The sequence below is a fragment of the Flavobacterium panici genome, from assembly GCF_024499525.1.
Taxonomy (GTDB): domain Bacteria; phylum Bacteroidota; class Bacteroidia; order Flavobacteriales; family Flavobacteriaceae; genus Flavobacterium; species Flavobacterium panici.
Genome location: NZ_CP100437.1, coordinates 2419316 through 2445160 on the forward strand (window position 1 = coordinate 2419316; position 25845 = coordinate 2445160).

Below are 25845 nucleotides of genomic sequence, written 5' to 3' on the forward strand. Positions count from 1 at the left end.
TTAATTATCCGCATTAATGATTAAATTTGCGAACAAAAAAATAAATCTGCCTTAATTATGAATATTTATAAGGATTATATCCAAGAGATTGAAGAACGTAAAAATCAGGGACTTCACCCAAAACCAATCGATAGCGCTGAATTATTAAGCGAAATTATTGCACAAATTAAAGATTTAGATAACGAGTACAGAGAAGATTCTCTTAAGTTTTTTATTTACAATACTTTACCAGGAACAACAAGCGCTGCTGGTGAAAAAGCCAAGTTTTTAAAAGAAATTATTCTGGGGCAAGCTGTAGTTAAAGAAATTACACCAGCTTTTGCTTTTGAATTATTATCACATATGAAAGGCGGACCTTCTATAGAAGTTTTGCTGGATTTAGCTTTAGGAAATGACATTGCTATTGCAAAAGAAGCAGCTAAAGTTCTTAAAACACAAGTTTTCCTTTATGAGGCTGATACAGACCGTTTAATAGAGGCATTCAAAAATAATAATGCCGTTGCAAAAGAAATCCTTGAAAGTTATGCTCAGGCTGAGTTTTTTACAAAACTTCCAGACGTAGCTGACGAAATTAAAGTGGTTACTTTTATTGCAGGTGAAGGTGATATCTCAACAGATTTGCTTTCTCCGGGTAATCAGGCGCACTCACGTTCAGATCGTGAACTTCACGGCCAATGTATGATTACGCCTCAGGCACAGCAAGAAATTAAAGCTTTACAAGCACAACATCCTGATAAAAGCGTAATGTTGATCGCTGAAAAAGGAACAATGGGAGTAGGATCTTCTAGAATGTCAGGTGTAAATAACGTGGCACTTTGGACAGGAAAACAAGCAAGCCCATATATCCCATTCGTTAATATCGCTCCAATTGTTGGTGGAACAAACGGAATTTCTCCAATTTTCCTAACAACTGTAGATGTTACCGGTGGTATTGGTTTAGACCTTAAAAACTGGGTTAAAAAAGTTGATGCAAATGGTAACGTTTTACGTAATGAAAATGACGAACCAATTTTAGAGCAAACCTATTCTGTTGAAACAGGTACAGTTTTAACAATCAATATTAAAGAGAAAAAACTTTATAATGGCGATAAGGAATTAATTGATATTTCTAAGGCATTTACGCCTCAAAAAATGGAATTCATTAAAGCTGGTGGTTCATACGCTATCGTGTTTGGTAAAAAACTTCAAACATTAGCAGCAAAAATTTTAGATGTTGAAGCTCCTCTGGTTTTTGCTCCATCAAAAGAAATTTCTATTGAAGGACAAGGCCTTACAGCTGTAGAGAAAATCTTTAACAGAAATGCTGTTGGTGTGCCTGCAGGTAAAGTATTACACGCTGGTTCTGATGTTCGTGTAGAAGTTAATATCGTAGGTTCGCAAGATACTACAGGTCTTATGACTGCTCAGGAATTAGAATCTATGGCTGCTACAGTAATTTCACCAATCGTTGACGGTGCATACCAATCAGGTTGTCACACGGCTTCGGTTTGGGATAAAAAAGCACAGGCAAATATTCCAAAATTGATGAAATTCATGAACGATTTTGGTTTGATCACAGCTCGTGACCCAAAAGGTGTTTATCATGCAATGACAGACGTTATCCATAAAGTACTTAATGATATTACTATTGACGAGTGGGCTATCATTATTGGTGGTGACTCTCATACAAGAATGTCAAAAGGTGTTGCTTTTGGTGCTGACTCAGGAACTGTTGCTCTAGCTCTTGCTACTGGAGAGGCTTCAATGCCAATTCCGGAATCTGTAAAAGTGACATTTAAAGGAGATATGAAAGGCTACATGGATTTCCGTGATGTGGTTCATGCTACACAAGCGCAAATGCTTCACCAATTTGGTGGAGAAAATGTTTTCCAAGGTAGAATTATTGAGGTTCACATTGGTACGCTTACTGCGGATCAGGCCTTTACATTTACAGACTGGACAGCAGAGATGAAAGCAAAAGCTTCTATTTGTATTTCTGAAGATGATACTTTAATAGAATCATTGGAAATTGCAAAAGGCAGAATCCAGATCATGATCGATAAAGGTATGGATAATGAGAAACACGTTCTTCAGGGGTTAATTAACAAAGCAGATAAGAGAATCTCAGAAATTAAATCAGCAGAGAAACCAGCTTTAACTCCAGATGCAAATGCTAAATATTATGCTGAAGTTGTGGTTGATTTAGATCAAATTTCTGAACCAATGATTGCTGATCCAGATGTAAACAACGTTGACGTTTCTAAAAGATATACGCACGATACCATCAGACCTTTATCTTTTTACGGTGGAGTGAAAAAAGTAGATCTTGGATTTATCGGATCTTGTATGGTTCACAAAGGAGATATGAAAATCCTTGCTCAAATGTTGAAAAACGTAGAAGCACAAAATGGAAAAGTTGAATTCAACGCTCCACTTGTTGTTGCGCCGCCTACCTATAATATCGTAGATGAGCTTAAAGCAGAAGGTGACTGGGAAGTTTTACAAAAATACTCAGGTTTCGAATTCGACGATAATGCTCCAAAAGGTGCAGCACGTACAGAATATGAAAACATGTTATACTTAGAGCGTCCGGGATGTAACCTTTGTATGGGTAACCAGGAAAAAGCAGCAAAAGGAGATACAGTAATGGCAACTTCAACTCGTCTTTTCCAAGGAAGAGTAGTAGAAGATGCAGATGGTAAAAAAGGAGAATCATTGCTTTCTTCAACTCCGGTTGTAGTTTTATCTACAATTTTGGGTAGAACTCCAACATTAGCTGAATATACAACGGCTGTAGACGGTATCAACTTAACTAAATTTGCGCCTTCAAATAAATCGTTAGTAATGTAATCTTACGATTATTAATATTTTAAAAGCCCGAGTGATAAACTCGGGCTTTTTCTTTTCTGGCACTTCTATTTTTTGTAACTTGTCATGTTCAAAATAAAAAAAACAAAAACAATTATAACTTATGGCTTTTGATATTGAAATGATTAAAAAAGTGTATGAGAACATGCCGGGTCGTGTTGACAAAGCACGCGAGATTGTTGGTCGTCCACTTACTTTAACGGAGAAAATTTTATACAATCACCTTTGGGATGGAGATCCAACAAAGGCATTTGGAAGAGGAGTTGATTATGTTGATTTTGCACCAGATCGTGTAGCATGTCAGGATGCAACGGCTCAAATGGCATTATTGCAATTTATGCACGCTGGAAAATCTAAAGTAGCAGTTCCTACTACAGTTCACTGCGATCACTTGATTCAGGCAAAAGTAGACGCTGCAACCGATTTGGCCAGAGCAAAAACACAAAGTAACGAAGTTTTCGATTTCTTATCGTCGGTTTCTAATAAATATGGAATTGGTTTCTGGAAACCGGGAGCCGGAATTATTCACCAAGTAGTACTTGAAAACTACGCTTTCCCTGGAGGAATGATGATTGGTACCGATTCTCACACTGTAAATGCAGGTGGTTTAGGAATGGTAGCTATTGGTGTTGGTGGAGCTGATGCCGTAGACGTTATGTCGGGTATGGCTTGGGAACTTAAATTTCCTAAACTAATTGGAGTTAAATTAACTGGTAAATTATCAGGATGGACAGCTCCAAAAGATGTTATCCTTAAAGTTGCCGGTATTCTTACTGTAAAAGGAGGAACTGGTGCAATCGTTGAATATTTTGGAGAAGGTGCAACTTCTATGTCATGTACTGGTAAAGGAACTATTTGTAATATGGGTGCTGAAATTGGAGCTACAACTTCAACTTTTGGTTATGATGATTCTATGAGTCGTTACCTGCGTTCTACAAACAGAGCTGATGTTGCTGAGGCTGCAGATAAAGTGGCTTCGTACTTAACCGGAGATCCGGAAGTTTACGCAAACCCGGAAAAATATTTTGATCAGGTTATTGAAATCAATTTGTCTCAATTAGAGCCGCACTTAAACGGTCCTTTTACGCCAGATTTGGCTACTCCAATTTCTAAAATGAAAGAAGAAGCAATCAAAAATAACTGGCCATTACAAATTCAGGTTGGTTTAATTGGTTCTTGTACAAACTCATCTTACGAAGATATTTCTCGTGCAGCATCTTTAGCAAGACAAGTTGCAGATAAAAACTTAAAAACAAAAGCTGAGTTTACGATTACTCCGGGTTCTGAAGTAGTTCGTTCTACAATCGAAAGAGACGGATTTATTGATACATTCCATAAAATTGGAGCAACTGTTTTTGCCAACGCCTGCGGACCATGTATTGGTATGTGGGATAGAGAAGGGGCAGAAAAAGAAGAAAGAAATACAATCGTTCATTCTTTCAATCGTAACTTCTCAAAACGTGCAGACGGTAACCCTAATACATTAGCTTTTGTTGGTTCTCCAGAATTAGTAACTGCAATGGCAATCGCTGGTGATTTAGGATTTAATCCATTAACAGATACATTAATTAACGAAGACGGCGAAGAAGTAATGCTTGATGCTCCAACAGGAGACGAGTTGCCTTCTAAAGGTTTCTATGCCGAAGATCCAGGATTTCAGGCTCCGGCTGCCGACGGTTCAGGCGTTCAGGTAGTAGTTAATCCTGCATCAGAGCGTTTGCAATTATTGGCTCCGTTTGATGCTTGGGATGGAAAAAACATTACAGGCGCTAAATTGTTAATCAAAGCATTTGGAAAATGTACAACAGACCATATTTCTATGGCTGGACCATGGTTGCGTTTCCGCGGACACTTAGATAACATTTCTAATAATATGTTAATTGGAGCTGTAAATGCTTATAACCAAAAAACAAACTCGGTTAAAAATCAATTAACAGGAGAATACGATGCTGTTCCTGCAGTTGCACGTGCTTACAAAGCCGCTGGAGTTCCGTCTATCGTTGTGGGAGATCATAACTATGGTGAAGGTTCATCTCGTGAGCATGCGGCTATGGAGCCTCGTTTCTTAGGTGTTAAAGCAGTATTAGTGAAATCTTTTGCTCGTATCCACGAAACAAACCTTAAAAAACAAGGTCTTTTAGGATTAACTTTTGCAAACGAAGCAGATTACGATAAAATTCAGGAAAATGATACAATCAATTTTACTGATTTAACTGAGTTCGCTCCGGGAAAACCATTAACATTAGAATTCGTTCATGCAGATGGTACAAAAGATATAATCTTAGCAAACCATACTTACAACGCCGGACAAATTGGATGGTTCGTTGCAGGTTCTGCATTAAACTTAATTGCAGCTGGAAAAGCTTAATCTTTAAGATTTATTATATACCAAAAACGCTCTGTGTAAACAGGGCGTTTTTTATTAGGAGCTAATCTCCCTAAACTTCGGGATTCGCTATATCTTTTTATTTTTAAAGAAAAAATAAAAAGGATGCCGCTTCCATCTGGGCTAGCGCATCAGGTTTTAAAATGAAAATTATATTAAAAATTACAATTAAGGAGAAAAAATGTAATTGTCAGATAGACTAGAAGTTAAGGTTAAAGCCGAGGTTTTCTTGTTAATTTGAAGTAAATTAATTGTTAAAAAAAATGGTTTTTGTGCTTGAATGAGTTAAATTCGCCTTTTTAGGTAATATATTCGCGCATTTTAAGTTTAAAATATTATCTAAACTTAAAAAAAGGAGTAATAAACTTTAATAGGTAAATATGGTTTTTAGATTAATTATAGTATTGTTTTTTTTCAGTGTTGGAGCTTTTTCTCAGGAAAAATTTATCAAACATAAAATCTCAAAAGGAGAAAACCTTACTGTAATTGCTAAAAAATACGGATTAAAAGCTAAAGATATTAAAGAAGCAAATCCAGATGCACCTAAAGTTTTAAAACTCAATTCGATTTTATTAATTCCGAATAAAAACGCAAAGTCTTCACAAAATACTCCCCAAACAATTGCCAATAATACTCCTGGTTCACATGAGGTTTTACAAAAAGAAACACTTTGGGGAATTGCTAAAAAATACAATGTTTCTGTTGAAGATTTAAAAAAAGCAAATCCAACGTTAGAAACAGAAGGTTTAAAAATAGGACAGCAGCTTAATATTCCGTCAAAAGCTCAGGCAGTTTTAGAAAATACAGTTAAAATCAATGAAGGAAAGCCAGAAATTATTCCGGCAGAAGACGGAGAAATTGTAGTTGAAGTGCAGCCCAAAGAAACAAAATTTTCAATAGCCAAGAAATACGGAATAACGGTTGAAGAATTAGAACGCCAAAACCCTTTTATTAAAGGGAATTTAGGAGTGGGTTACATGTTGAAAATTCGTCCTTCTGGAGGAAAAACAGATCAAAATATAAAAGATACTCCTGTTGTGTCTCAAACTCAGACTACTGAAAAACCTGAAAGTACTCCGGTAACAGATGTTGATATTGTCGTTGAGGTACAGCCTAAAGAAACAAAATACGCAATAGCAAAAAAATACGGAATAACGGTAAAAGAATTAGAACGCCAAAATCCGTTTATTAAAGGAAAACTTCCAGTTGGATACGTTTTAAAAATAAGGACAACCAAAGAAAAAGCAGATGCTGCTGGCTCAGTAAGTTCTCCTGTACCTCAATTAGAAAACCAAACGACTGCGCCTACAACTCAAATTGCAGATAATACAGTAATTAAAAGAGATTCAACTTTTGTTTATAACGGCAATCACGCTGATTTAGTTGATCAATTAATTCTAAACGCAACAGAAAATATAGGTACCCGTTACCGTTCTGGCGGAACTACAAAAGCAGGTTTTGACTGTTCTGGTTTGATGTTCTGCACCTTCGGAAATTTTGATATAAAACTACCAAGAAGTTCCATCGAGCAATCTCGCATCGGAACAAAAGTAGCTACTACAGAAGCACAAAAAGGAGATTTAATTTTCTTTAAAACTAACGGAAGACGCCAAATTAATCATGTTGGAATGGTAGTTGAAAATACTGATGGTGAAATCAAATTTGTGCATTCTTCGACCCATGGAGGTGTTATGATTTCTTCAACTAAAGAAGCTTATTACCAAAGAGCCTTTTCACAAATAAACCGTATTCTAGAATAAGAAATAGCTGGTAAGCTGCTTTTTTAATTCTTCAATTGGAAAGGGTTTAGTTAAAAAATCCTTCACATATATGTTATCTTTTATACGCTTAATTTCTTCCTGATCTAGAGTGGAAGACATTACGAAAATCAGAATTTCGTTTTTAATTTCTTCATTTAGTGTTTCGAATATATCCAGAAATTCAAAGCCATTCATTATTGGCATCTGGATATCTAATAAGATAATTAAAGAGTGGCAGATTTTTTTATTTTTAATAATCCACTGCAAGCCCTCAAGGCCATTATTGGCAACAAAAACCTGATCTATATCCAGAACTTTTGTCAGCAGTTTTCTGGTAACAAGCTGATCAATTAAATTGTCTTCAATTAATAGAAATGAAGGTTTAAGCTCCATATGAAGTTGGTATTGTTACGATAAATTTGCTCCCAATATTGCTTTCAGAAAATACCGAAATATTTCCTTTAATATTTTCTACTGCTTCTTTAACGATGTAAAGTCCTAATCCTGAACCTTTATTTTTGTTGGTTCCAAAATACATTTCAAAAATATAATCCTTGCAGTCGTCATTAATTCCAATTCCATTATCAGATACTTCAATTTTGTTAAAGCCTTCATGAATATAAGTTTTAATCGAAATAAACATTTCCTGTTTAGTATTATCAGCATACTTGATAGCGTTAGAAAGTAAATTGCTGATAATGATTTTTAAACGCAAACCGTCACTTTCAATTTGATCTACTAATAATTCCTGTGTAAAAGTTATTTTACTGGCATTTTCAATATGCATTAATTGCGAAATGGCTTCATTAAAGATTTCCTGCAGACTTACAGGCTCCATTATAATTTGTTTCCGTTTATTTTTAGAATAGTCAATAATATCGCTGATAAATTGATCTTGTTTCGCAAGACTCTGATACATTAACCGCAGATAATCTTTTATTTGATCAATATCATCTTCGAGCTGCGTAATTTCAATCAAACCTTTTAAAGAAGTTATGGGCGATCTTAAATCATGCGAAGCGCTGTATACAAAACGGTCTAACTCGTTATTGGCTAAAATTAGATTTTCATTTTTAACCTCAATTTCTTTTTTTGAAACAATTAAACGTTTTACCATTATCGAATAATAAGAGCAAACGCTTAAAATGATTATTAAAGTGAAAATAATATTAGTAATAATGAGCAGGTTTTTGATTTTACGGGTTCCTTCTCCCAGTGTACTCGAAAAATTTCGTTCATTAATAGTAAGTTTGGCACTAATACTGCTTATTTGATGAAGAAATTTTATTTGATCAGCAACAGTTAAAGAGTTATGCTGGATCTTAGCATTTACCTGAGTTCCAATGATAAATAGTTTCTCGATTAAAGCATCTCCTTCTTCCCATTCATGAATAGCCTTCGCTAAAAACGGAACATTTTTAAAATTCACAAACAACCAGACAAGATCGTCTAAATCATCCTTATGATTTCGGCCAATAGTAAAACCCTGCCTTGCTACTTTATTGTCGCCGGCCTTTAAAAGTGTTTTTCTCGCAATTCCGTCGCCTTGAGGTACTTTTAGTTCTTCTAAATATAATTTATACTGATTGGGATCTTTATTATATAGATAAGTAATAAGATGGAGCGAAGCATCTTTTTGTCCTTTAGAGTAATGAGATTCTCCGTTTACATATGCCCTGTTAGCAGATAATATTTTAATCGTAAAAAAGTTGATGCAAATTAGCAATGCACATGAAATAAAAACGATCAAAATTAAAATAAAAACATTAGGCAGGCGAAAGCTCTTTAAAGATCGAATCTTGTGTATGATTTTCATATTAGTAGGTTAATATTAATATCCGGTCTAAATCAAGCTTGTATATTTCTTTCTTTATAATAGTTTTGAGGCTCACTATTTTAAAGATTAAAAATGAACAATTGTTAATAAAAATACTTAAATTTTAAGACTTATGGAGTCTTTAACCAAATTTAGTAAAAAATATGAATCTTTTTACAAGCGGTTGTTTTTTTCTTGTTAATTTTTGTATTTAATATTTAAATAATTGATAATTAAAATATTATGTTTGTTTTAAATAATTGTAAATTTAAAACCACTATTTGATTATTACTTTATTTGACGAAAAATGTTATAGTAAAGTATGATTTTTTGTTTAATAATGCAAAATAAAAAAACTGCAAAAATATTTGCAGTTTAATGAATTTTAATGCGCTTAGTATTAGATGTAAAAGTTAATCAATTTAAATAATAATAGAACGTTTTCCTGTGATCCTGTCATTAGATGAAGTTTCCCAGGAAACTCCAGATGCAGGCACTGCTCTTTCTCGCCCCCAGATTCTAATTGCTTCAATTTTTTCTGGCGCAGTTTTACTTAGTGGAACAATGTTTTTAAAACATTTTTCAAAAAGATTATCATCTACAAGATTGTCTCCATGAATTACAGCCTGAATGGCAACATCTCTTACCGCACCTTCTATATCTGAGCCAGCGAATCCATCTGAAATTTCAACAAGCTGATTTAATGTATCTGGTGAAGGCTGGGTTAATAAATTACGATTTATATAAAGATTTATAATATCTTTCCTTTCCATATCTCCGGGTAAGTCAACAAAAAATAACTCATCAAAACGCCCTCTTCGTAATAGTTCAGGAGGCAACTTACTAACGTCATTTGCTGTAGATACTACAAAAACTTTTGCCATACTTTCCTGCAGCCAAAACAAAAACTGCCCAACCATTCTTGTTGAGGTCCCGCCATCACTTGACCCAGTTGCACCAGAAAGACCCTTTTCAATTTCGTCAATCCACAATACGCAAGGCGCGGCATTATCTGCAGATGCTAACGCTTCTTTTAGTCGGTTTTCAGATTGTCCGAGATATTGTCCGTGAATAGCGGCAAGATCGAGACGATATAATGGAAGGTTCCAATTTGCAGCAATAAATTTGGCAGATAAAGACTTACCGCATCCAGGAACTCCTACAAGTAAAACTCCTCTTGGAGGCCGCATTTTTCTCGCTTTTAAGTCAGCTGTTAAAAGTTGCTTTTGATTATCTAACCAATGTTGTAATCCCGTCAATCCTGCAACAGATAGAGTAGAAGAATCAATTTTCACCTTTTCCAGACCTGATATATCACTAAATAATTTGTCTTTGGCATTACTTAATTCTTTAATATCTTCTTTGGTTAAAGAACCTTTGGCCATTTGAGTAGCTAAAACATTTTCGGCCTCTATTTTGGTCATATTTGCTAAAATAGCTGCAGCCATTTTATAATCTGTTTCATCCCATTCGAGTGGAATAGAACCTTTATAAGGAGTAACACATTCTTTAACAACTTCTAACATTTCATCTTCGTTAGGCGTATCCAGTGTAATGGTCATTCCTAATCGCTGTAATTGAGGCCAAATAGATTTGGTGGTAATTAAACAAATACTTCCGCCTCTTTCAATAGCTTGAACTACACAATCATAAAGATGTCTCGAAACTAAATTATCATCTTCAATATCACTTACTTCAGTAAAAACAAATGTCAAATTTTGTCTTTGCGAAATATTTTGAACGGCATAGTCCAGACCTCCGGCAACTGAGCGATCATCGTTGACACTTTTTTTTGTTTTTATATCAATAGTTCCCTGAGATAAATTATGGTAGTAAATGGGAATATTGATCTCTTCAGCTAATTGTTGAATAACTTCCAGCACTCTTGCTCGCTCTATACTTCTAATAGATATAAAAGGTATTCTTGCTCTAAACATTCGCAAAAGCGAAGTTTTAAATTCTGATTTATTTGCCATCTAGAATATTATTTTTCTGCCCGTTGAAGCGGTTATTTCACTATTATTTTTTTGATCTGACTTGATTTCATTAGAGATTGTATTGAATTGAAAAGAATTCAGTAACATTAGCATTTTTTCATTTTTTGAAGTGTTAGAATTATTCTTTTTTAATGACGTTCTAATTTCAGTAATAAAATCCTCCAGATCTTTTTTTAATGTTTTTCTTAAATCTTCAGGGAAGCCCTGTATACTAATAAAATGGTTCAGCAAAATAAGGTTTTGTTTTCCGTTTCTTAAGGCAATTTCAAAGTCATTCTCTGTTTTAAGATTTTGTAATTGAAAAGATCTTTGAAATTTATCCAGCCAATTTTGTTTTCTTTTTTTATATACTTCTTCAACTTTAGAATAGAAACGATTTGCAGTTCCGGCATCAATTAAAAATGTTCCGTTGTTCAATTGATCTAAAACCGAATCATCACCATGTGCGAATTGATTAAGTAGATTTACCCATTCAGAATATGTTGTCGGCCCCTTTATCATTGAGCTTTAATTCTGGGATTAATGAATTGATTTGGAGGTGTAATATCCCATTCTGGGAATTTTGCGTTCTGTAATTCGGCTTCCGTTCTGCCTTGAAAAAGATTTGGTTTAATGCTGATTTCTTTTTTCAATTCTTGCATTTTATCTTCAGATTCTTCTGAATGATTATCTAAAATTATTTTTGTCATGATTGATTTTTTTGAAATTAAATAATGCTTCTTGCTGTTTCGTGTGATATACTTGAAAAATCTTCTGGAGTAATGGATGAAATAAGATCTCTTACTTGTTCTGCCTTATTGTCTTCTGAAGCGTGTTCTATTCTATAGTCAACCGTTTCGGCAATACAGCCTCTTAAAACTTCTTTTGCTTTTTGTTTTCGCTCTTCTACGTTTTCAATAACTCTATTTTTGGCTTTCTTGTATGTGGAAACCGAATTCCAGATTATAACGCCGCCAATTCCACAACCTAGAATTCCAACTATTACATGAAGACTAAAAGCCCATAAGCCAAGAAAACAAATTAATATTCCAATGATTACAGCCGCATAAGGAAAAGAGATTTTGCCTAATTCTGTTTCTAAAATTTTATCATAATAAGATTCTTGTTCTTTTAAAAGTTCATTTTCTTCGCTTCCATCTTTTGTAGAAGCTTTAAAATCATCAATTGAAAGTTCAATGTACTGAGGAATGTTATTTCTACTTTGAGCAGTAAAGGTGTCGTATGCTTCTAATATCCAAGGCTGACTTATTGAAACTGCGAGAGCCTGTGTCACTTTAGTTGCTCCGGACAATTCAGGATTAAAGGATGCATTTGTCAAAAGTTGTAAAAAATCTACCTTTTCATCAAAAATATGTTTTTCAGCATCCATTAAAGATTGGGCAGCATTTTTGTCTCCATCCATTTGAATAATAAGTTGATTTAGCCTTACTTGCTCTTGTAATGGCAGCTCTTCATCATCAAAGTTGGTAACAAGCAGAGATAAAATTTCATCTAATTGTACCTTAATCCCTTTTGAAAAATCAGCAGAAGAAGAAATGATATTTTTAAAATGTGTATTTAAAATATCATGTGTTTTGGCTTCTTTCAAGGAATTTTCAAGTGAATTCCAATTGCTGGAAAATTTTTCTAATAAAGGATATTTGCCTTCAGATAAAGGACCTAATGCAACAAAAAAATTAACCCATTGCGATTTTTGCTCATTTATAAATTGATCACCTTGTGTAAGCTGGTCAAGCCAGTTTTTAACGTTCACCATCATTAGTTGTCTTGCAGCTGGCGGGAATACTCCTGTAGTAACTGCTTCAAGAATGATGATAAATTCTCTATCAAGATTATGTGGGTTTTGATGCATAAAATAGCGTTCAAGCCATTTCAAACTTGCATCATTTCTTGTCAATCTTCGCATGACCATCATAAAGAAAAGTGTAGTTTTGTAATCATCTCTTTTTAAAGCTTCATTTAAAGCTTTTTCAGTTATGCTTTTGTCGTTTCGTATCCAGGCAGTTAAAGAAACTAAAGCAGGTGCTAACCAATATCCAGGTGCTTTTATCATTACTTCTTCGGTTGTAAATCTTAAAGTATCTTCGCCTATTACACCTGTATCAATACCTTGTAGTATACCTGTTGCCATTCTTCGAACTTCGGCATAATAACCAAATTTGATTTGCAGGTCTTGTTTTAAATTTCCTTGGCGGGTTTCTGCAAGCTGTAATGATTTGTGTTTTATATCTGCTTCGACAAAATCAGCAAAGGAATCAGCTAGTTTTACCAACTCACTTTCTAATTGATCTTGTTTGAAATTTAATGTTCCTAATTCAGAATGAACTCCTTTCATATCTGAACTAATTGACCTTAACGCACTATTTATAATCGAAAGGTCTGCATATGAGATTACTTGTTGAGACATAGTTATTTGTTTATTGATGTTATAGTTTTGTTGCTGTTCCGTCTTCTCGGATTAAAATGATTTTGTCTTTATAAATTTCAACCATAGCATAAGCATTATGTTTCGCAACAGATCGTGCTTTTTCGAATTCAGCTTCCATTGTTTCGGTAATGTTGTAATGCCTGATGATTTGACTTCCGCTTAAGTCCAATGTGTGTACTTCATACGGATGTCCTAAGAAACATTTAGAAAGAATTCCCAATGGTAAATTAGAAAGTTCAGCTGTGCCAAATTCTTCCTGAATAGCTTTTATAAGCTCATCCATTCCTTTTGTTTCAGTCAATGTTTTGGCATCTAACCCGGCAATAAGATCAAGATATTTTTTTGAACGTTTTTTTAAAAGATCACGATCGCTAATGAAGCCATTTGTTATGGTTTGTTTATCTGTGCTAAAATTTATATTGTCGTTTTGTAAAATGATTCTAGCCATGTTATTATTGATTTTTTTAAGTTTTCGATTTTCAAATGTAAATAGTCCGAAAAGTTATATTTTATGGAAAACCGTAATTGAAGTTTTATTCGAAAAAGTTCTTATGGAAAAGTTTGCGTAAGGGATAGAAACGGTATCCTTTTATGGTGGGGTTCACCATAAAAGATAAAGTGGATAGCCCGACCCGGAGGGATATGCCCAAAATATTTTTAATAACCTAAAATTTATAACAGAAAATCTAAAATTTCAGAAAAAAGTATATCTTTAACCAACCCAAAAACCAAAAAAATGCAAGAAGAAAACCAAGAACACTTTAAAAGAGAACTAGGATTATTAGACGGAACCATGCTTGTAGTGGGTTCTATGATTGGATCTGGAATATTTATTGTAAGTGCCGATATCGCCAGACAAGTAGGATCTGCCGGATGGCTTACTTTAATTTGGCTGATTTCAGGATTAATTACCATTATTGCGGCCGTAAGTTATGGCGAATTAAGTGCCATGTTCCCAAAAGCTGGAGGACAATATGTGTACTTAAAAGAAGCTTACAACAAATTAATTGCCTTTTTGTACGGCTGGAGTTTTTTCGCCGTAATTCAAACCGGAACAATTGCAGCGGTTGGAGTTGCTTTCTCAAAATTTGCTGCTTATTTATACGAACCATTGAGTGATGAAAATATACTTTATGAAATTGGTTCATTCAAACTCAATGCTGCGCAGTTAGTATCGATTTTCACGATTATTTTACTGACTTATATTAATAGCCGCGGGGTTAAAAACGGAAAAATTCTTCAAACCGTTCTTACGATTATCAAAATTTTATCATTGCTGGGATTAATTGTTTTTGGATTAACGCTTGCAGCAAAAGCTTCGGTTTGGGATGCCAACTGGGCTGATGCATGGAATACACGTTCGTTTAATAAAGAAACAGGTTCTTGGCTGCCAATAGGCGGAACAGCTTTAATTACAGGAATTTCTGCCGCGATGGTTGGATCTTTATTTTCAAGTGATGCCTGGAACGGTGTTACTTTTATTGCCGGTGAAATTAAAAACCCAAAACGTAATGTAGGTTTCAGTTTATTTCTAGGAACTTTTATTGTAACGATTATTTATGTTTTAACGAATATTATGTATTTGGCTGTAATTCCGTTAGACGAAATCGCAACAGCAAAATCTGATCGTGTGGCAGTTGTCGCTTCACAATATATTTTCGGAAATATTGGAACGTTGATTATTGCAATCATGATTATGATTTCGACTTTTGCCTGCAACAACGGATTAATTATGGCTGGTGCAAGAGTTTATTACACAATGGCAAAAGACGGTTTATTCTTTAAAAAAGCTGCTGTTTTAAACGAATCAAGTGTTCCTGCTTGGGCGCTTTGGGCACAATGTATCTGGGCTTCGGCTTTGTGTTTGACTGGAAAATACGGTGATTTATTAGATTTCGTAATCATCATTGTTTTGATTTTCTACATTTTAACAATCTACGGAATCTTTATTTTGCGTAAAAAAATGCCCGACGCAGAAAGACCTTATAAAGCTTTCGGATATCCATTTTTACCAATGTTATACATCATTATCGCAGCGGCAATTTGTGTTTCATTATTAATCACAAAATTCTCAACCTGCGGTTGGGGAGTTTTAATTTTGGTAACAGGAATTCCAGTTTATTACTTAACAAAACCGAAAGAGTAAAAAATTTGTTTCAAGTTTGAGGTTTCAAGTTTCAAACTTTATAAATAATAAAAGCGCCTTGATAATATCAAGGCGCTTTTTTGTACAGCAAGTTTATAATCAAAAATAAAATTCTTCAAAAAGTTTGATGAATGTGCCCACGGATTTTACGGATTAAACGGGTTCACGCCGTCTTTTTTTATTATCCGATTCAAAAATAATAACCAGTGAAAACCTGTTTAATCCGTAAAATCCGTGAGCAAAATTAAGAATTAAAGTCCTTTTAAATCGTTATTGATTCTTTCTTCTGTTGGTCTTAGGAAAATAAGATATATGATAATAAGGATTCCGAATAATACGAAATCAGGTTTTAGAAATAAGATTAAAAAAGCAGCACCTTCTAAAACTGCCCATCGCATTATTGATGCTGTCTGATAAATGGGTAATTTGTCTTCGGTTTTTAGTTTTGGGTCAATTTGTTTTAATTGCGATTTAAATAAAAAAGTACTCAAAACAAAAGCTAAAACGGGAATAAAAACATAAACTAATGATGATGAATCAATATGAGGAATATTTAATTTTTCGACAGAAAGTTCACCTAAAAAGAAATAAGCGACAATTGTTGCTGCACAAACGGCAAGGTGAATAATTTGAAGGGTTTTGATTTTTTCGGTCATGATTTGGTTTTTTATGTAAGGTAAAACTAAATAGAATATAAATATAAAACTTTATGTTTTTCGTGTTTTGATGAAAAACCGTGATAAATAAAAACCAAAAAAGGCGCTGCATTATGCAGTGCCTTTATACGTAAAAAATCTATGAATGTTATAAATTATATAGTTACAGCTTCAGTAGATGATTTTATAGTTGAATTAATAATAGATATTGTAAGCGGGTCTGATTCTCCGGAGAAAAAAGCATCTAAAACTTCCTGAAATATTGGATTCGTATTTTCGGTCATTGAAAAAAGAGTCATCGAAGAACGTAATTTTCTAGCATCTAAATCACCCAAAATTCCGTCAGCTGATTTTCTTTTAAAAGTCAATAAAATTTCAGAAATTTCAATAAGATGTTTTCCTAAAATAGGATGCTCCAAAAATTCTGAAGCTTCTTTTAGATCGGCAATCGCATAAAGATTTGCAGTATCGCTCGTGCCCAATCCCTTAATCTGAGGAAAAATAAACCACATCCAGTGCGTTTCTTTTTTCCCTTTTTTGATCTCAGCAAGGGCAGTAAGATAAAGTTTATTTTGCGCATCTAAGAAACGCGATAAATCATTGTTTGAATAAGCCATTTTGGTATTATATTTTAAAAAAGGGTTGCAAAACTAGTAAAAAAGAAAGGGTCTGCCTAATAAAACCTTCATACAATCAGTATTTTAACTTTTTTCGACAGAATTTTCCTCATCGTTATTAAATGGTGAAAAAACTCATTTTGAATTGTTTATAAATCATACACTACGTTTGGTTTGCCTAAAAGTAAGATTGATTCTTGGTAAAACTTTGCGAGCTGTTTTAGGAACCTGATGCTGCCAAAAACTATTTGTGGTTCCCGCCATCAGTAAAAAAGATCCATGATGCAGCGGAATTTCGACCTGCGGAATTTCTTTGTTGAATTTATGACGAAGCCTGAACATTCTGGTCTCTCCAAAAGTCACCGAAGCAATAACCGGATTTGGACCCGTATTGTGTTCTTTGTCGCTGTGCCAGCCCACCCCGTCATTTCCATCTCGGTATAAATTAAGTAAAACGGTATTAAAATCCAGCTGTGTTTCTTTTTCTACACGACCTCTAATAGTCAGTAATTCATAATTCCAGTCGGGTCCTTTTGGGTCTGCTCCGGGATTATCTTTGTCCTCATACCAGGCGATCATTCTGGGAACTGTATAGGTTTTATCGTAAATTTCCATTTCATATTCTCTCCATTTCGTTTTGCGAAGCAGTCTTTCATAAAAACGATCAGATTCTTCTTTGGTGAAGAAATTATCAATCAAAATCAATTCAGAATCAGGGATGTCAAATACTTTTTTTCCTGCCAAACCTGCGGTAAATAATTCGGTGTCGTTAAATAATGTCATTTTCCATTTATTTTTTGTCAATTTCAATCCAAACAGGAGCATGATCGCTTGTTTTTTCCCAGCCTCGCACATGACGGTCAACACCACCCGAACGTAATGCTGAAGTTATTTGCGGACTCAGTAAAAAATGATCAATCCTTAAACCGGCATCCCGCTCGTAAGCATTTCTAAAATAATCCCAAAAAGTGTAAATTTTCTCGTCAGGATATAATTTCCGAATCGCATCTGTCCAACCTAGCGAAACTATAGACGCAAAAGCTTTTCGAACTTCGGGTCTGAAAAGAGCATCATTAACCCATTTTTCAGGTTTGTAAACATCCAGTTCTGTTGGCATAACATTAAAATCACCAACGATTATTACAGGAACTTTTAAACTAAGTAAAGTAGCTGCGCGATCAGCAAGACGATCAAACCATTTTAGCTTATATTCAAATTTGGGTCCCGGCCAAGGATTTCCGTTTGGAAGATAAAGGCAGGCGATCACGATTCCATTAATCAAAGCTTCGATATAACGGCTCTGAACATCTTCATCATCTCCCGGTAGAATGCGTGTTACTTCTTCAATTTCCATATTTCGGGCAAGAATTGCAACGCCGTTCCATTGTTTTTGTCCGTGCCAAATCGCGTTGTAACCGGCATCATTAATCGCCTTAAGCGGAAAATTATCCTGCGGTGCTTTTAATTCCTGCAGGCAGACAATATCTGGAGCAGCTTCATCAAGCCAGCGTAATAATACAGGCAGGCGACCGTTGATTCCGTTTACGTTATATGTTGCTATTTTCATGGTACATTTAATTAGTTGTATTATTAAATTTACTGATTATTAAGCATTTAATCGAGATTAATTTAATATTCTTATTTCAGGAACTGCTTGTTAAAGAACACTTTACCCGGATATTTTTCTGCGTAAGCAAAAATCAAATGTTCAATATATTGATTGCTTTTATAAGGCTCCGTATAGTTTTTTACTTCTAACGGATCATGAATAGAGACATCTGACGGAATATATCCCATGCCATGAAAATGTCCGTTTTCAATCCAAATGCAACTTCTTTCGTCTTTAGATCTTCCTTTGTCAATAATCGCAAAAGTGGGTCTGTTGGTCAATAAAAAATCAATAGCATTATCAACTTGCTCGTTATGAAGTACAACATCAGGCAGATCTTTTACTTCATTATTTTGAAAAAGTTCTCCTTCTTCAGGTCTTGTATATTTGCAGAATCTATGATCGATTTCAAACTGTTCTGCCAGACTTCGCAGTAAATTAATTCCATCATATTGGCTGTTAAATTCATGAATACAGATCTGAAATTTGCTTACTTTTCCAATGGCCAGATATTTATAACCATTTCGGGCTTCATACTGATAAATTCCAAATTTTGCTTCAAAGCGTTTTAAGGCCCTGTTGTAAGTTGGCCAGAGTTTTTTGATTTCGGTGCATTCTAATAAAAGCGCCATTAATTCAGTACCGCAGATTTCAAAGGAAATTCCGTGAATATCCCTTAAAAAGTGCTGCCTTTGCGGGTTAATATTATTACCGCTGAAATGAGAAGCGACACGTTTTTTTACGTTGATAGCTTTCCCTACATAAATCACTTTTTTCTGCTGATTATAAAAATAATATACGCCGGGTTTTTCGGGTAAATTATTGAAATCATCTGGCGGAAGATTTGGCGGTAAACGCTGATCCTGGGCCGTTTTTTTGATCATTTTGTCGATTTCTCCTGCATCGTCCCATTCCAGTAAAAGCTGAAATAAAATAGCTGTTGCATCTGCATCTCCGCCCGCACGGTGCCTGTTTTCTAAACCTATGTTTAAGGAATTGCATAGATTTCCTAAACTGTAAGAGCCTAAACCCGGTTTGATTTTTCGGGCTGCACGAACGGTACAAAGTTTTTTTGCAGACCATTTAAAACCTGCTTTTTCAAGTTGATGATGAACAAATGAATAATCGAAGTTGACATTATGAGCAACAAAAACACGATCAGTAAGCATTTCTAATACTTTCTCTGAAATATCATCGAAAATAGGCGCATTGGCCACCATTTCGTTATTAATACCGGTTAATCCAAAAATAGAAGGAGGAATGTCCTGTTCCGGATTAACGAGTGTTTCATAACGATCAAGTACATTTTTGCCATCATGAATAATAATGGCAATTTCTGTAATGCGGCTGCCACTGGCATTTCCGCCTGTGGTTTCAATATCGACTATGGCATATTCCGTATTTTTCATCTTTTTTATAACGTAAAACCGATTGTTTTTCTGTTGTTTACATTTAAACTTTAACCGTAATAGCATCCTTGAGTGAAGTAGAAAACTTAGGAGATAATCTGTTCTGCTTCATTTTCCATTGCCGTCCCAACGACTGTACACCGAATTTAATTTTATTATTACCGTAACTCTGATTCATTTTATCAATTACACTCATTAAAGGCTGATGCTTAGGATTTGAAGTTTCGAATAAATTAAGCTGCGTTTCACTATTTGGCGTTAACCCCATTACAATTACACCCGCTTTTTTATAACGATAACCCTTTTTAAAAATAGCTTTAAAACCTTTTTGTGCAGCCTCATTAAGTTCTATTGTCGAATTAGTTGGAAAATCAGTAGTGATGGTAATACTTCGTGAATATTGTGATTCTTCATTCTTTATAAAACTCGTCTGGATAAATACAGTTACCATATTGCAATGACACTCCTGACGTCTTAATTTTTCAGCGCAAGAAGCTGTAAATGTGCTGATTCGTTCCGAGATTTCTTCAAAAGTAGTATACCTTTTTTCAAAAGATCTCGTAGTCGCAATCATTTTACGGTCTGCTCTCTCTTCTAAATCCAAAGTTGATTTCCCTTCTAATTCATGTTTTAGCCGAAGTCCCACTACAGACATTTCTTTTCTTACCCAGGCGTCTGGAAACTGCGTAAAATCATAGGCCGTGATTATTTTTTTTAATTTAAGACGTTTAGCATGTTTTCTTCCAATTCCCCAAACGTCTTCAATTTTTGTCCATTTTAATGCTTTAATTCTTTTTTCTTCAGAATCAATACAATAAACACCCTGTGTACGATCTGCAAATTTTCGGGCAATTTTATTCGCTACTTTAGCCAAAGCTTTCGTAGGTGCAAAACCTATACTAACCGGAATTCCTGTTCCTTGCGTGACTTCTTTACGCATTTTTAAACCCAGTGTATTCAGGTCAAATAAATCGTAACCCGAAAATTTCAGGAAAGCTTCATCAATACTGTAAATCTCAATTTCGGGCGTATAAGTTTGAAGCAGGTTCATTACCCGATTGCTCATATCGCCGTACAACGGATAATTTGAAGAATAAACAAAAATGTTTTTTTCTTTAAAAACAGATTCATACTTAAAAGCTGGGATAGCCATTGGTATACCCAGAGCTTTAGCTTCATCAGAACGCGAAATAACACAACCATCATTATTAGAAAGAATAACAATAGGTTTTCCTCTTAAATGTGGTTCAAATACTCTTTGGCAAGAAGCATAAAAATTGTTACAATCGACTAAAGCAAACATTTTCTAAATGTGTTTTTTTTTTATTTCTATTTCTGTTCTGTCACCCTGAGCGAAGTCGAAGGGATTCATCGTATAAAGGTCTTCGACTTCGCTCAGACTGACAATCGACTTCGCTCAGCGTGACATTCAACTTAAAAAGTTTTAATACAATGAACCACAATTCCCCAAATCACAAAATTATTTTCCGGGGTTACTTTTATAGGCTGATAATCTTCATTTTCGGCAATAAGCCAAATAATGTCTTTTTCTATTTTGATACGTTTTACAGTAAATTCACCATCGATTTGGCAGACGGCAATTTTATTATTTTGAGGCTCCAGACTTTTATCAATAATCAATAAATCACCATCATTGATACCGACATTTTTCATAGAATGTCCTTTAACCCGTGCAAAATAAGTAGTGTATTTATGTTTGATGAATTCTTTGTTGAGATCAATCGATAATTCGATAAAGTCATCAGCAGGCGAAGGAAAACCTGCGCTGATACCAACGTCAAAAAAAGGTAGTTTTACTTTTGAACTTACATCCGGAATGTACAATTCTATTGATTTTGTGGTATTTATATTGCTCAATTTCATAATCACTTCAAAAAAATGTTTTTTTGTATAAAGCAAAATTAGTACAGTTGATAACATTTTTTTATATATTTGCTGTTCCAAATTATAACAAATTAATTATGTCCTTATTTTCAGACAACATCAGAGCATTAAGGGTTAAGCATAAAATATCGCAGGAGAAATTAGCTGAGAACCTTAGTATTACCAGAGGAAGATACGTTAAATACGAAGATGGAACTTCGGAAGCACCGTATGACATTTTAAAGAAAATTGCCTTATATTTTCATATGAGTATTGACTTGATATTATCTGTCGATATACGCAAAATTGATGTGCAAAATTTGATAAAACTGGAAGGAAATCGACTTATTTTACCTATTCAAGTGGATAGTTTTGGAGAAAACTTTATTGAAATTGTATCTCAAAAAGCAAAAGCAGGTTATCTAAACGGATATGCTGATCCGGAATATATTGAAAGTTTACAGCAGATTACGCTTCCTTTTTTAGGACCAGGAAAACATCGCGGATTTCCTGTTGAAGGTGATTCAATGCCTCCACACGAAGATGGTTCTATTATTATTGGCCGTTATGTGGAAAAGCTGGGAGAGGTGATGGATGGTAAAACCTATATTCTTATCACTAAGAATGAAGGAATGGTTTATAAACGTCTCAATAAAAACAAAAAGAACGCCTTGGTTTTAGAATCAGATAATAGTTTTTATCCAAATTATGAAGTGAAAGCTTCTGATATTTTGGAGATTTGGGAATACGAATGTAATATTGGCCGTTCGGATAAAAAACAAGAAATCACAGAAACGGGAGCAATGAAAGATTTGCTTTTAGAATTGAAAAGAGAGGTTAGGGAGATTAAGAATAATACATCAAATACGTAAAAAAGGTCTTCAACTTCGCTCAGACTAACAATCGTAATTAGATAAAAAAAACATTAAATCTGTTTTCTAAAATTCCAAAGGAATAATTTTCCACAATTTTTAAGTCCCGAAGGGACGGTTCATATTGTAGGGCTGGATTTCAATCCGGTTTAAAAAAATATCCACAATTCAAAAGAGCCGTAGCCTCTATTCTTATTAATAGACTGGATTGAAATCCAGCCCTACAATATGAACCGAGCCTACGGCTCTTTTTTAATATAATTCGTGAAAATTAGTGCAATTCGTGGCAAACCAACAATATAAAGTCATTCAAAAATCCTTCTAATCTGTGAAATCTGTGGCAAAAAAAATCTAAACCTTCAACGAAAACCAAAACGTACTTCCCAATCCTAAATTACTTTCTACACCAACACTTCCATTTTGAGCTTCAATAAATTCTTTACTTATAGCTAAACCCAATCCCGTTCCGGATTTCTGACTTCCCGGAACTTGAAAATACTTATCAAAAACTTTGTCTTTATATCTTGTATCAATTCCTTTTCCGGTGTCGATAACCTGAAATACGATTTGATTATTTTCTTTTTTTAATTTGATGATAATTGTGCTTTTTTCAGAAGAATACCGAATCGCATTCGACAAATAATTAATCAAAACCCAGCCTGTTTTTTCGCTGTCTGCTTTTACGTCTTGCAGATTTTCATCAGCATCAATTAAAAGGTTTATTTGTTTTTGATCAGCCTGAACTTTTACGGCTTCAACAGCATAATTTACAATTTCATGCGGATTGCTTTTTTCGATATTCAGCTGAATATTTCCCGTTTCTAATTGCGATAGATTAAGTAATTCACCCGTGATTTTCAATAAGCGCTGACTGTCATCTTTTATACTTTCTACCAATTGTTTTTGGTCATCGTTCATGTCACCTGTTTTATTGTTTTCAAGCAATTGAAGACTTAATTTTATAGACGCAATAGGTGTTTTTAATTCGTGCGAAACCGTTGCAATAAAATTGGTTTTGGCAAAATCAAGTTCTTTAAAAAGTGTAATGTTTCTCAGAATAATAACATCGCCAATATTAATTTCTTTTTCTTCACCGGTTGGAATTATGGTAATATTCAGGATTTCTTTTTCAAAATAACTTTCTTTTCCGTGCGCATAAATTTTAAGCGGTTGCTTTTTAGGAGAATCTACATCATCTTTTAAAATTAAAGAACGAATCAAATCATTTGACAAGGCTAGAGTAGAAGCCAATTTTCCGATAACGTCTTCCAGTTTCAAACCGATAATTTTCAACGCTTCATCATTGGCAAACAAAACAATTCCTTCATTATCCAGACCAATAATAGGATCGTTCATATTATTGATTAAAGTTTCCAGTCGTTTCTTTTCGAAAAAGAGTTTATACAAATTACTGTCGTTATATTCCTGAAGTTTCTGTGCCATCGTATTAAACGATTTAGCCAAATCTCCAAATTCGCTATGACTTGTAAAGTGAACACGCTCTGAATAATTTTTATTGGCAATTTCCTTAATACTCAGCGTCAATTCCTTGATTGGATTGGCAATATTATTAGGCAGGTTAATCAGTAAATTAAAAGCAATTAAAAAACATAAAGTTCCTACAATAGCAATCCATAAATTAGCATTTTCGGCGGTATGTTTGGCGATATCGCTTTTCTGTTTTATGGCATCCAGATTCAATTTCATAATAGTGAAAATGTCCTGTCTAACTTGTGTTTTTAAAGCTTCATTAGAGCCGTTTTTCTCTAAAAGAGCAAAACTTTTTTCAAGACTGGCAGTTGCTTCTTTTTCTCCTGGTTCGGTAACATTTTGTGTTTGTTTTTCAAGATATTCCTTGAAAACATGAATCTTACTATCAGGGCTCGCTTTAATTTCATCCAAAGACAAAATCATATTTCGAGAATATTCCAGCGTATTATAATTTGCTTTCAGAATATTCTCTGTGTCTGCTTTTATCAAAAAAACAGAATAACCACTCACTAACGAAAGTATAATAATCATTAAAAATAATAATCCAACTCCCAGATTCAATTTGGTTTTAATTCTCATTTTATAAAACATTTTTTTTGAACCATATAAGTAATATAAGAAAATGTAAGTACAGCTGATTAAGCATTCTTTTTAAATGAACTTATATTACTTATATGGTTTAATATTTTTTCATGACAGGATAACAAGATCTACATTTGATAAAGACAGTTTATTTAGCAAACGCCTAAAAATTGTTGTAGACAAAATTACTTTAAATAAATTCAAATGCGGTTTTCCTATGCAGACAGTTGTAATTTGTTTTTCTTCTGCGGTAATCAAAATTGCATCGGCAATATTTTTGTTTTCCAGTTTAATAACTTCTGCGCCTAATTGTACAGCGAGTTTAAAATTATTAATTAAATGTCGCTGTTTATCCAAAGCAATTTTTGTACTGCTTTCCTGCGGAGTTTCCACATACAAAACATACCAAGATCCGTTATAATAACTTGCCAGTCGGGCTGCTTTCCTAATCACAATTTTAGCCGTTTTATCATTACTGCTAATGCAAGCCAGCAATTTTTCATGTCGTAAAGCATGAAGATTCGGAACTTCATTTTCAACTTTTCGAACGACCTGACTCGCTACTTCTTTCAAAGCTAGTTCTCGAAGTTGTAAAATCTGTTCCGATTTAAAAAAGTTCGTTAAAGCCGTCTGAATTTTATCCGGAGTATAAATTTTTCCTTCTTTCAAACGCGCAATCAAATCTTCAGATGTTAAATCGATATTCACGACTTCATCTGCCAATCGTAAAACATTATCCGGAATACGTTCCTGAACATCGATATTGGTAATGCGTTTCACATCTTCATTTAAACTTTCAATATGCTGAATATTTACCGCCGAAATGACATTAATTCCAGCTTCCAGAATTTCTAAAACATCCTGCCAGCGTTTTTCATTTTTGCTTCCCTCAACATTCGTGTGCGCTAATTCATCAACAATAACCACTTCTGGACGAAGGTTGATAATCGCCTGAACATCTAATTCTTCGAGTTCTTTTCCTTTATAAAAAATAGTCCGTCTCGGAATTATAGGCAAACCCGCTAATAATTCATGCGTTTCCTTCCGCATGTGCGTTTCGATGTAGCCAATTTTTACATCAATTCCGTTTTTCAATAACGAATGCGCTTCCTGAAGCATACGAAAAGTTTTACCCACACCGGCACTCATTCCAATGTAGATTTTGAACTTTCCCTTTCGTGATTTCTGAATTAAATCGAGAAAGTGCTGTGCATTATTATTTTCGTTTTCCATATTTTTTGCCACGAAGGCGCTAAGTCACAAAGTTTTTTTTTAAGCCACAGATTATACAGATTAGAAGGATTTTTTTTTAGCCACGAATTACACAAATTTGCACGAATTATAT

21 protein-coding genes are annotated in these 25845 nt (G+C 34.3%); 5 read left to right on the plus strand and 16 right to left on the minus strand.

Going from position 1 to position 25845, the window contains the following annotated elements; translation table 11 throughout:
• Positions 1-57 precede the first annotated feature (57 nt).
• From NLJ00_RS10640 to NLJ00_RS10650, 3 genes are all read left to right on the plus strand, one after another.
• Positions 58-2829: a bifunctional aconitate hydratase 2/2-methylisocitrate dehydratase gene (locus NLJ00_RS10640; RefSeq protein WP_256637146.1), complete on the plus strand. Its 2772-nt coding sequence runs from the start codon at positions 58-60 to the stop codon at positions 2827-2829.
• A gap of 121 nt (positions 2830-2950) precedes the next feature.
• Positions 2951-5215: an aconitate hydratase gene (locus tag NLJ00_RS10645; protein ID WP_053472293.1), complete on the plus strand. Its 2265-nt coding sequence runs from the start codon at positions 2951-2953 to the stop codon at positions 5213-5215.
• A 398-nt stretch (positions 5216-5613) separates the two neighbouring features.
• Positions 5614-6993 carry a C40 family peptidase gene (locus NLJ00_RS10650; RefSeq protein WP_256637147.1) on the plus strand — a complete coding sequence of 460 codons (1380 nt, stop codon included), beginning with the start codon at positions 5614-5616 and terminating at the stop codon, positions 6991-6993.
• Here NLJ00_RS10650 and NLJ00_RS10655 read toward each other — a convergent pair.
• From NLJ00_RS10655 to NLJ00_RS10685, 7 genes are all read right to left on the minus strand, one after another.
• Positions 6985-7386: a response regulator gene (locus NLJ00_RS10655; RefSeq protein WP_180858484.1), complete on the minus strand. Its 402-nt coding sequence runs from the start codon at positions 7384-7386 to the stop codon at positions 6985-6987. The two genes, NLJ00_RS10650 and NLJ00_RS10655, sit on opposite strands and share 9 nt — an antisense overlap.
• Positions 7376-8809 (minus strand): sensor histidine kinase, encoded by a 1434-nt coding sequence (locus tag NLJ00_RS10660; protein WP_256637148.1) that lies wholly within the window; start codon positions 8807-8809, stop codon positions 7376-7378. Before NLJ00_RS10660 ends, NLJ00_RS10655 begins: the two co-directional genes overlap by 11 nt.
• 422 nt (positions 8810-9231) lie before the next feature.
• Entirely contained in the window at positions 9232-10785 is a 1554-nt protein-coding gene (locus tag NLJ00_RS10665) for an ATP-binding protein (RefSeq protein WP_256637149.1), read from the minus strand.
• Positions 10786-11307 carry a hypothetical protein gene (locus tag NLJ00_RS10670; protein WP_180857744.1) on the minus strand — a complete coding sequence of 174 codons (522 nt, stop codon included), beginning with the start codon at positions 11305-11307 and terminating at the stop codon, positions 10786-10788.
• Positions 11304-11495: a hypothetical protein gene (locus tag NLJ00_RS10675; RefSeq protein WP_256637150.1), complete on the minus strand. Its 192-nt coding sequence runs from the start codon at positions 11493-11495 to the stop codon at positions 11304-11306. Before NLJ00_RS10675 ends, NLJ00_RS10670 begins: the two co-directional genes overlap by 4 nt.
• A gap of 17 nt (positions 11496-11512) precedes the next feature.
• Positions 11513-13213 (minus strand): hypothetical protein, encoded by a 1701-nt coding sequence (locus NLJ00_RS10680; RefSeq protein ID WP_256637151.1) that lies wholly within the window; start codon positions 13211-13213, stop codon positions 11513-11515.
• Between the two features lie 19 nt (positions 13214-13232).
• Positions 13233-13682, minus strand: coding sequence for a hypothetical protein (locus tag NLJ00_RS10685; RefSeq protein WP_256637152.1), 450 nt, complete (start codon positions 13680-13682; stop codon positions 13233-13235).
• 288 nt (positions 13683-13970) lie between these two features.
• Here NLJ00_RS10685 and NLJ00_RS10690 point away from each other — a divergent pair, with 288 nt between their 5' ends.
• Entirely contained in the window at positions 13971-15380 is a 1410-nt protein-coding gene (locus tag NLJ00_RS10690; RefSeq protein WP_256637153.1) for an APC family permease, read from the plus strand.
• Between the two features lie 251 nt (positions 15381-15631).
• On the opposite strand, the gene NLJ00_RS10695 is transcribed toward NLJ00_RS10690, so the two are convergent.
• From NLJ00_RS10695 to NLJ00_RS10725, 7 genes are all read right to left on the minus strand, one after another.
• Entirely contained in the window at positions 15632-16036 is a 405-nt protein-coding gene (locus tag NLJ00_RS10695) for an MFS transporter (protein ID WP_256637154.1), read from the minus strand.
• Positions 16037-16191: 155 nt separating this feature from the next.
• Positions 16192-16653, minus strand: coding sequence for a DUF1810 domain-containing protein (locus tag NLJ00_RS10700; protein ID WP_256637155.1), 462 nt, complete (start codon positions 16651-16653; stop codon positions 16192-16194).
• A 156-nt stretch (positions 16654-16809) separates the two neighbouring features.
• Positions 16810-17436, minus strand: coding sequence for an alpha-ketoglutarate-dependent dioxygenase AlkB family protein (locus NLJ00_RS10705; RefSeq protein WP_256637156.1), 627 nt, complete (start codon positions 17434-17436; stop codon positions 16810-16812).
• Between the two features lie 7 nt (positions 17437-17443).
• Positions 17444-18220: an exodeoxyribonuclease III gene (gene xth, locus NLJ00_RS10710; protein ID WP_256637157.1), complete on the minus strand. Its 777-nt coding sequence runs from the start codon at positions 18218-18220 to the stop codon at positions 17444-17446.
• Between the two features lie 71 nt (positions 18221-18291).
• Positions 18292-19671: an exonuclease domain-containing protein gene (locus tag NLJ00_RS10715; protein WP_256637158.1), complete on the minus strand. Its 1380-nt coding sequence runs from the start codon at positions 19669-19671 to the stop codon at positions 18292-18294.
• Positions 19672-19714: 43 nt separating this feature from the next.
• A complete protein-coding gene (locus NLJ00_RS10720; protein ID WP_256637159.1) occupies positions 19715-20974 on the minus strand; it encodes a Y-family DNA polymerase in 1260 nt (419 codons plus the stop codon).
• A gap of 131 nt (positions 20975-21105) precedes the next feature.
• Positions 21106-21555, minus strand: a complete 450-nt coding sequence (locus NLJ00_RS10725; protein WP_256637470.1) for a LexA family protein — start codon at positions 21553-21555, stop codon at positions 21106-21108.
• Positions 21556-21653: 98 nt separating this feature from the next.
• On the opposite strand from NLJ00_RS10725, the gene NLJ00_RS10730 reads away from it, so the two are divergent.
• On the plus strand, positions 21654-22427 hold the full coding sequence (locus NLJ00_RS10730; protein WP_053472327.1) for an XRE family transcriptional regulator: 774 nt from the start codon (positions 21654-21656) through the stop codon (positions 22425-22427).
• Between the two features lie 351 nt (positions 22428-22778).
• Here NLJ00_RS10730 and NLJ00_RS10735 read toward each other — a convergent pair whose 3' ends face one another.
• Together NLJ00_RS10735 and NLJ00_RS10740 are read right to left on the minus strand one after the other, a co-directional pair.
• On the minus strand, positions 22779-24497 hold the full coding sequence (locus NLJ00_RS10735; RefSeq protein ID WP_256637160.1) for an ATP-binding protein: 1719 nt from the start codon (positions 24495-24497) through the stop codon (positions 22779-22781).
• 111 nt (positions 24498-24608) lie between these two features.
• Complete coding sequence (locus tag NLJ00_RS10740; protein WP_053472276.1) at positions 24609-25733, minus strand: universal stress protein; 1125 nt, start codon at positions 25731-25733, stop codon at positions 24609-24611.
• Positions 25734-25845: the final 112 nt, after the last annotated feature.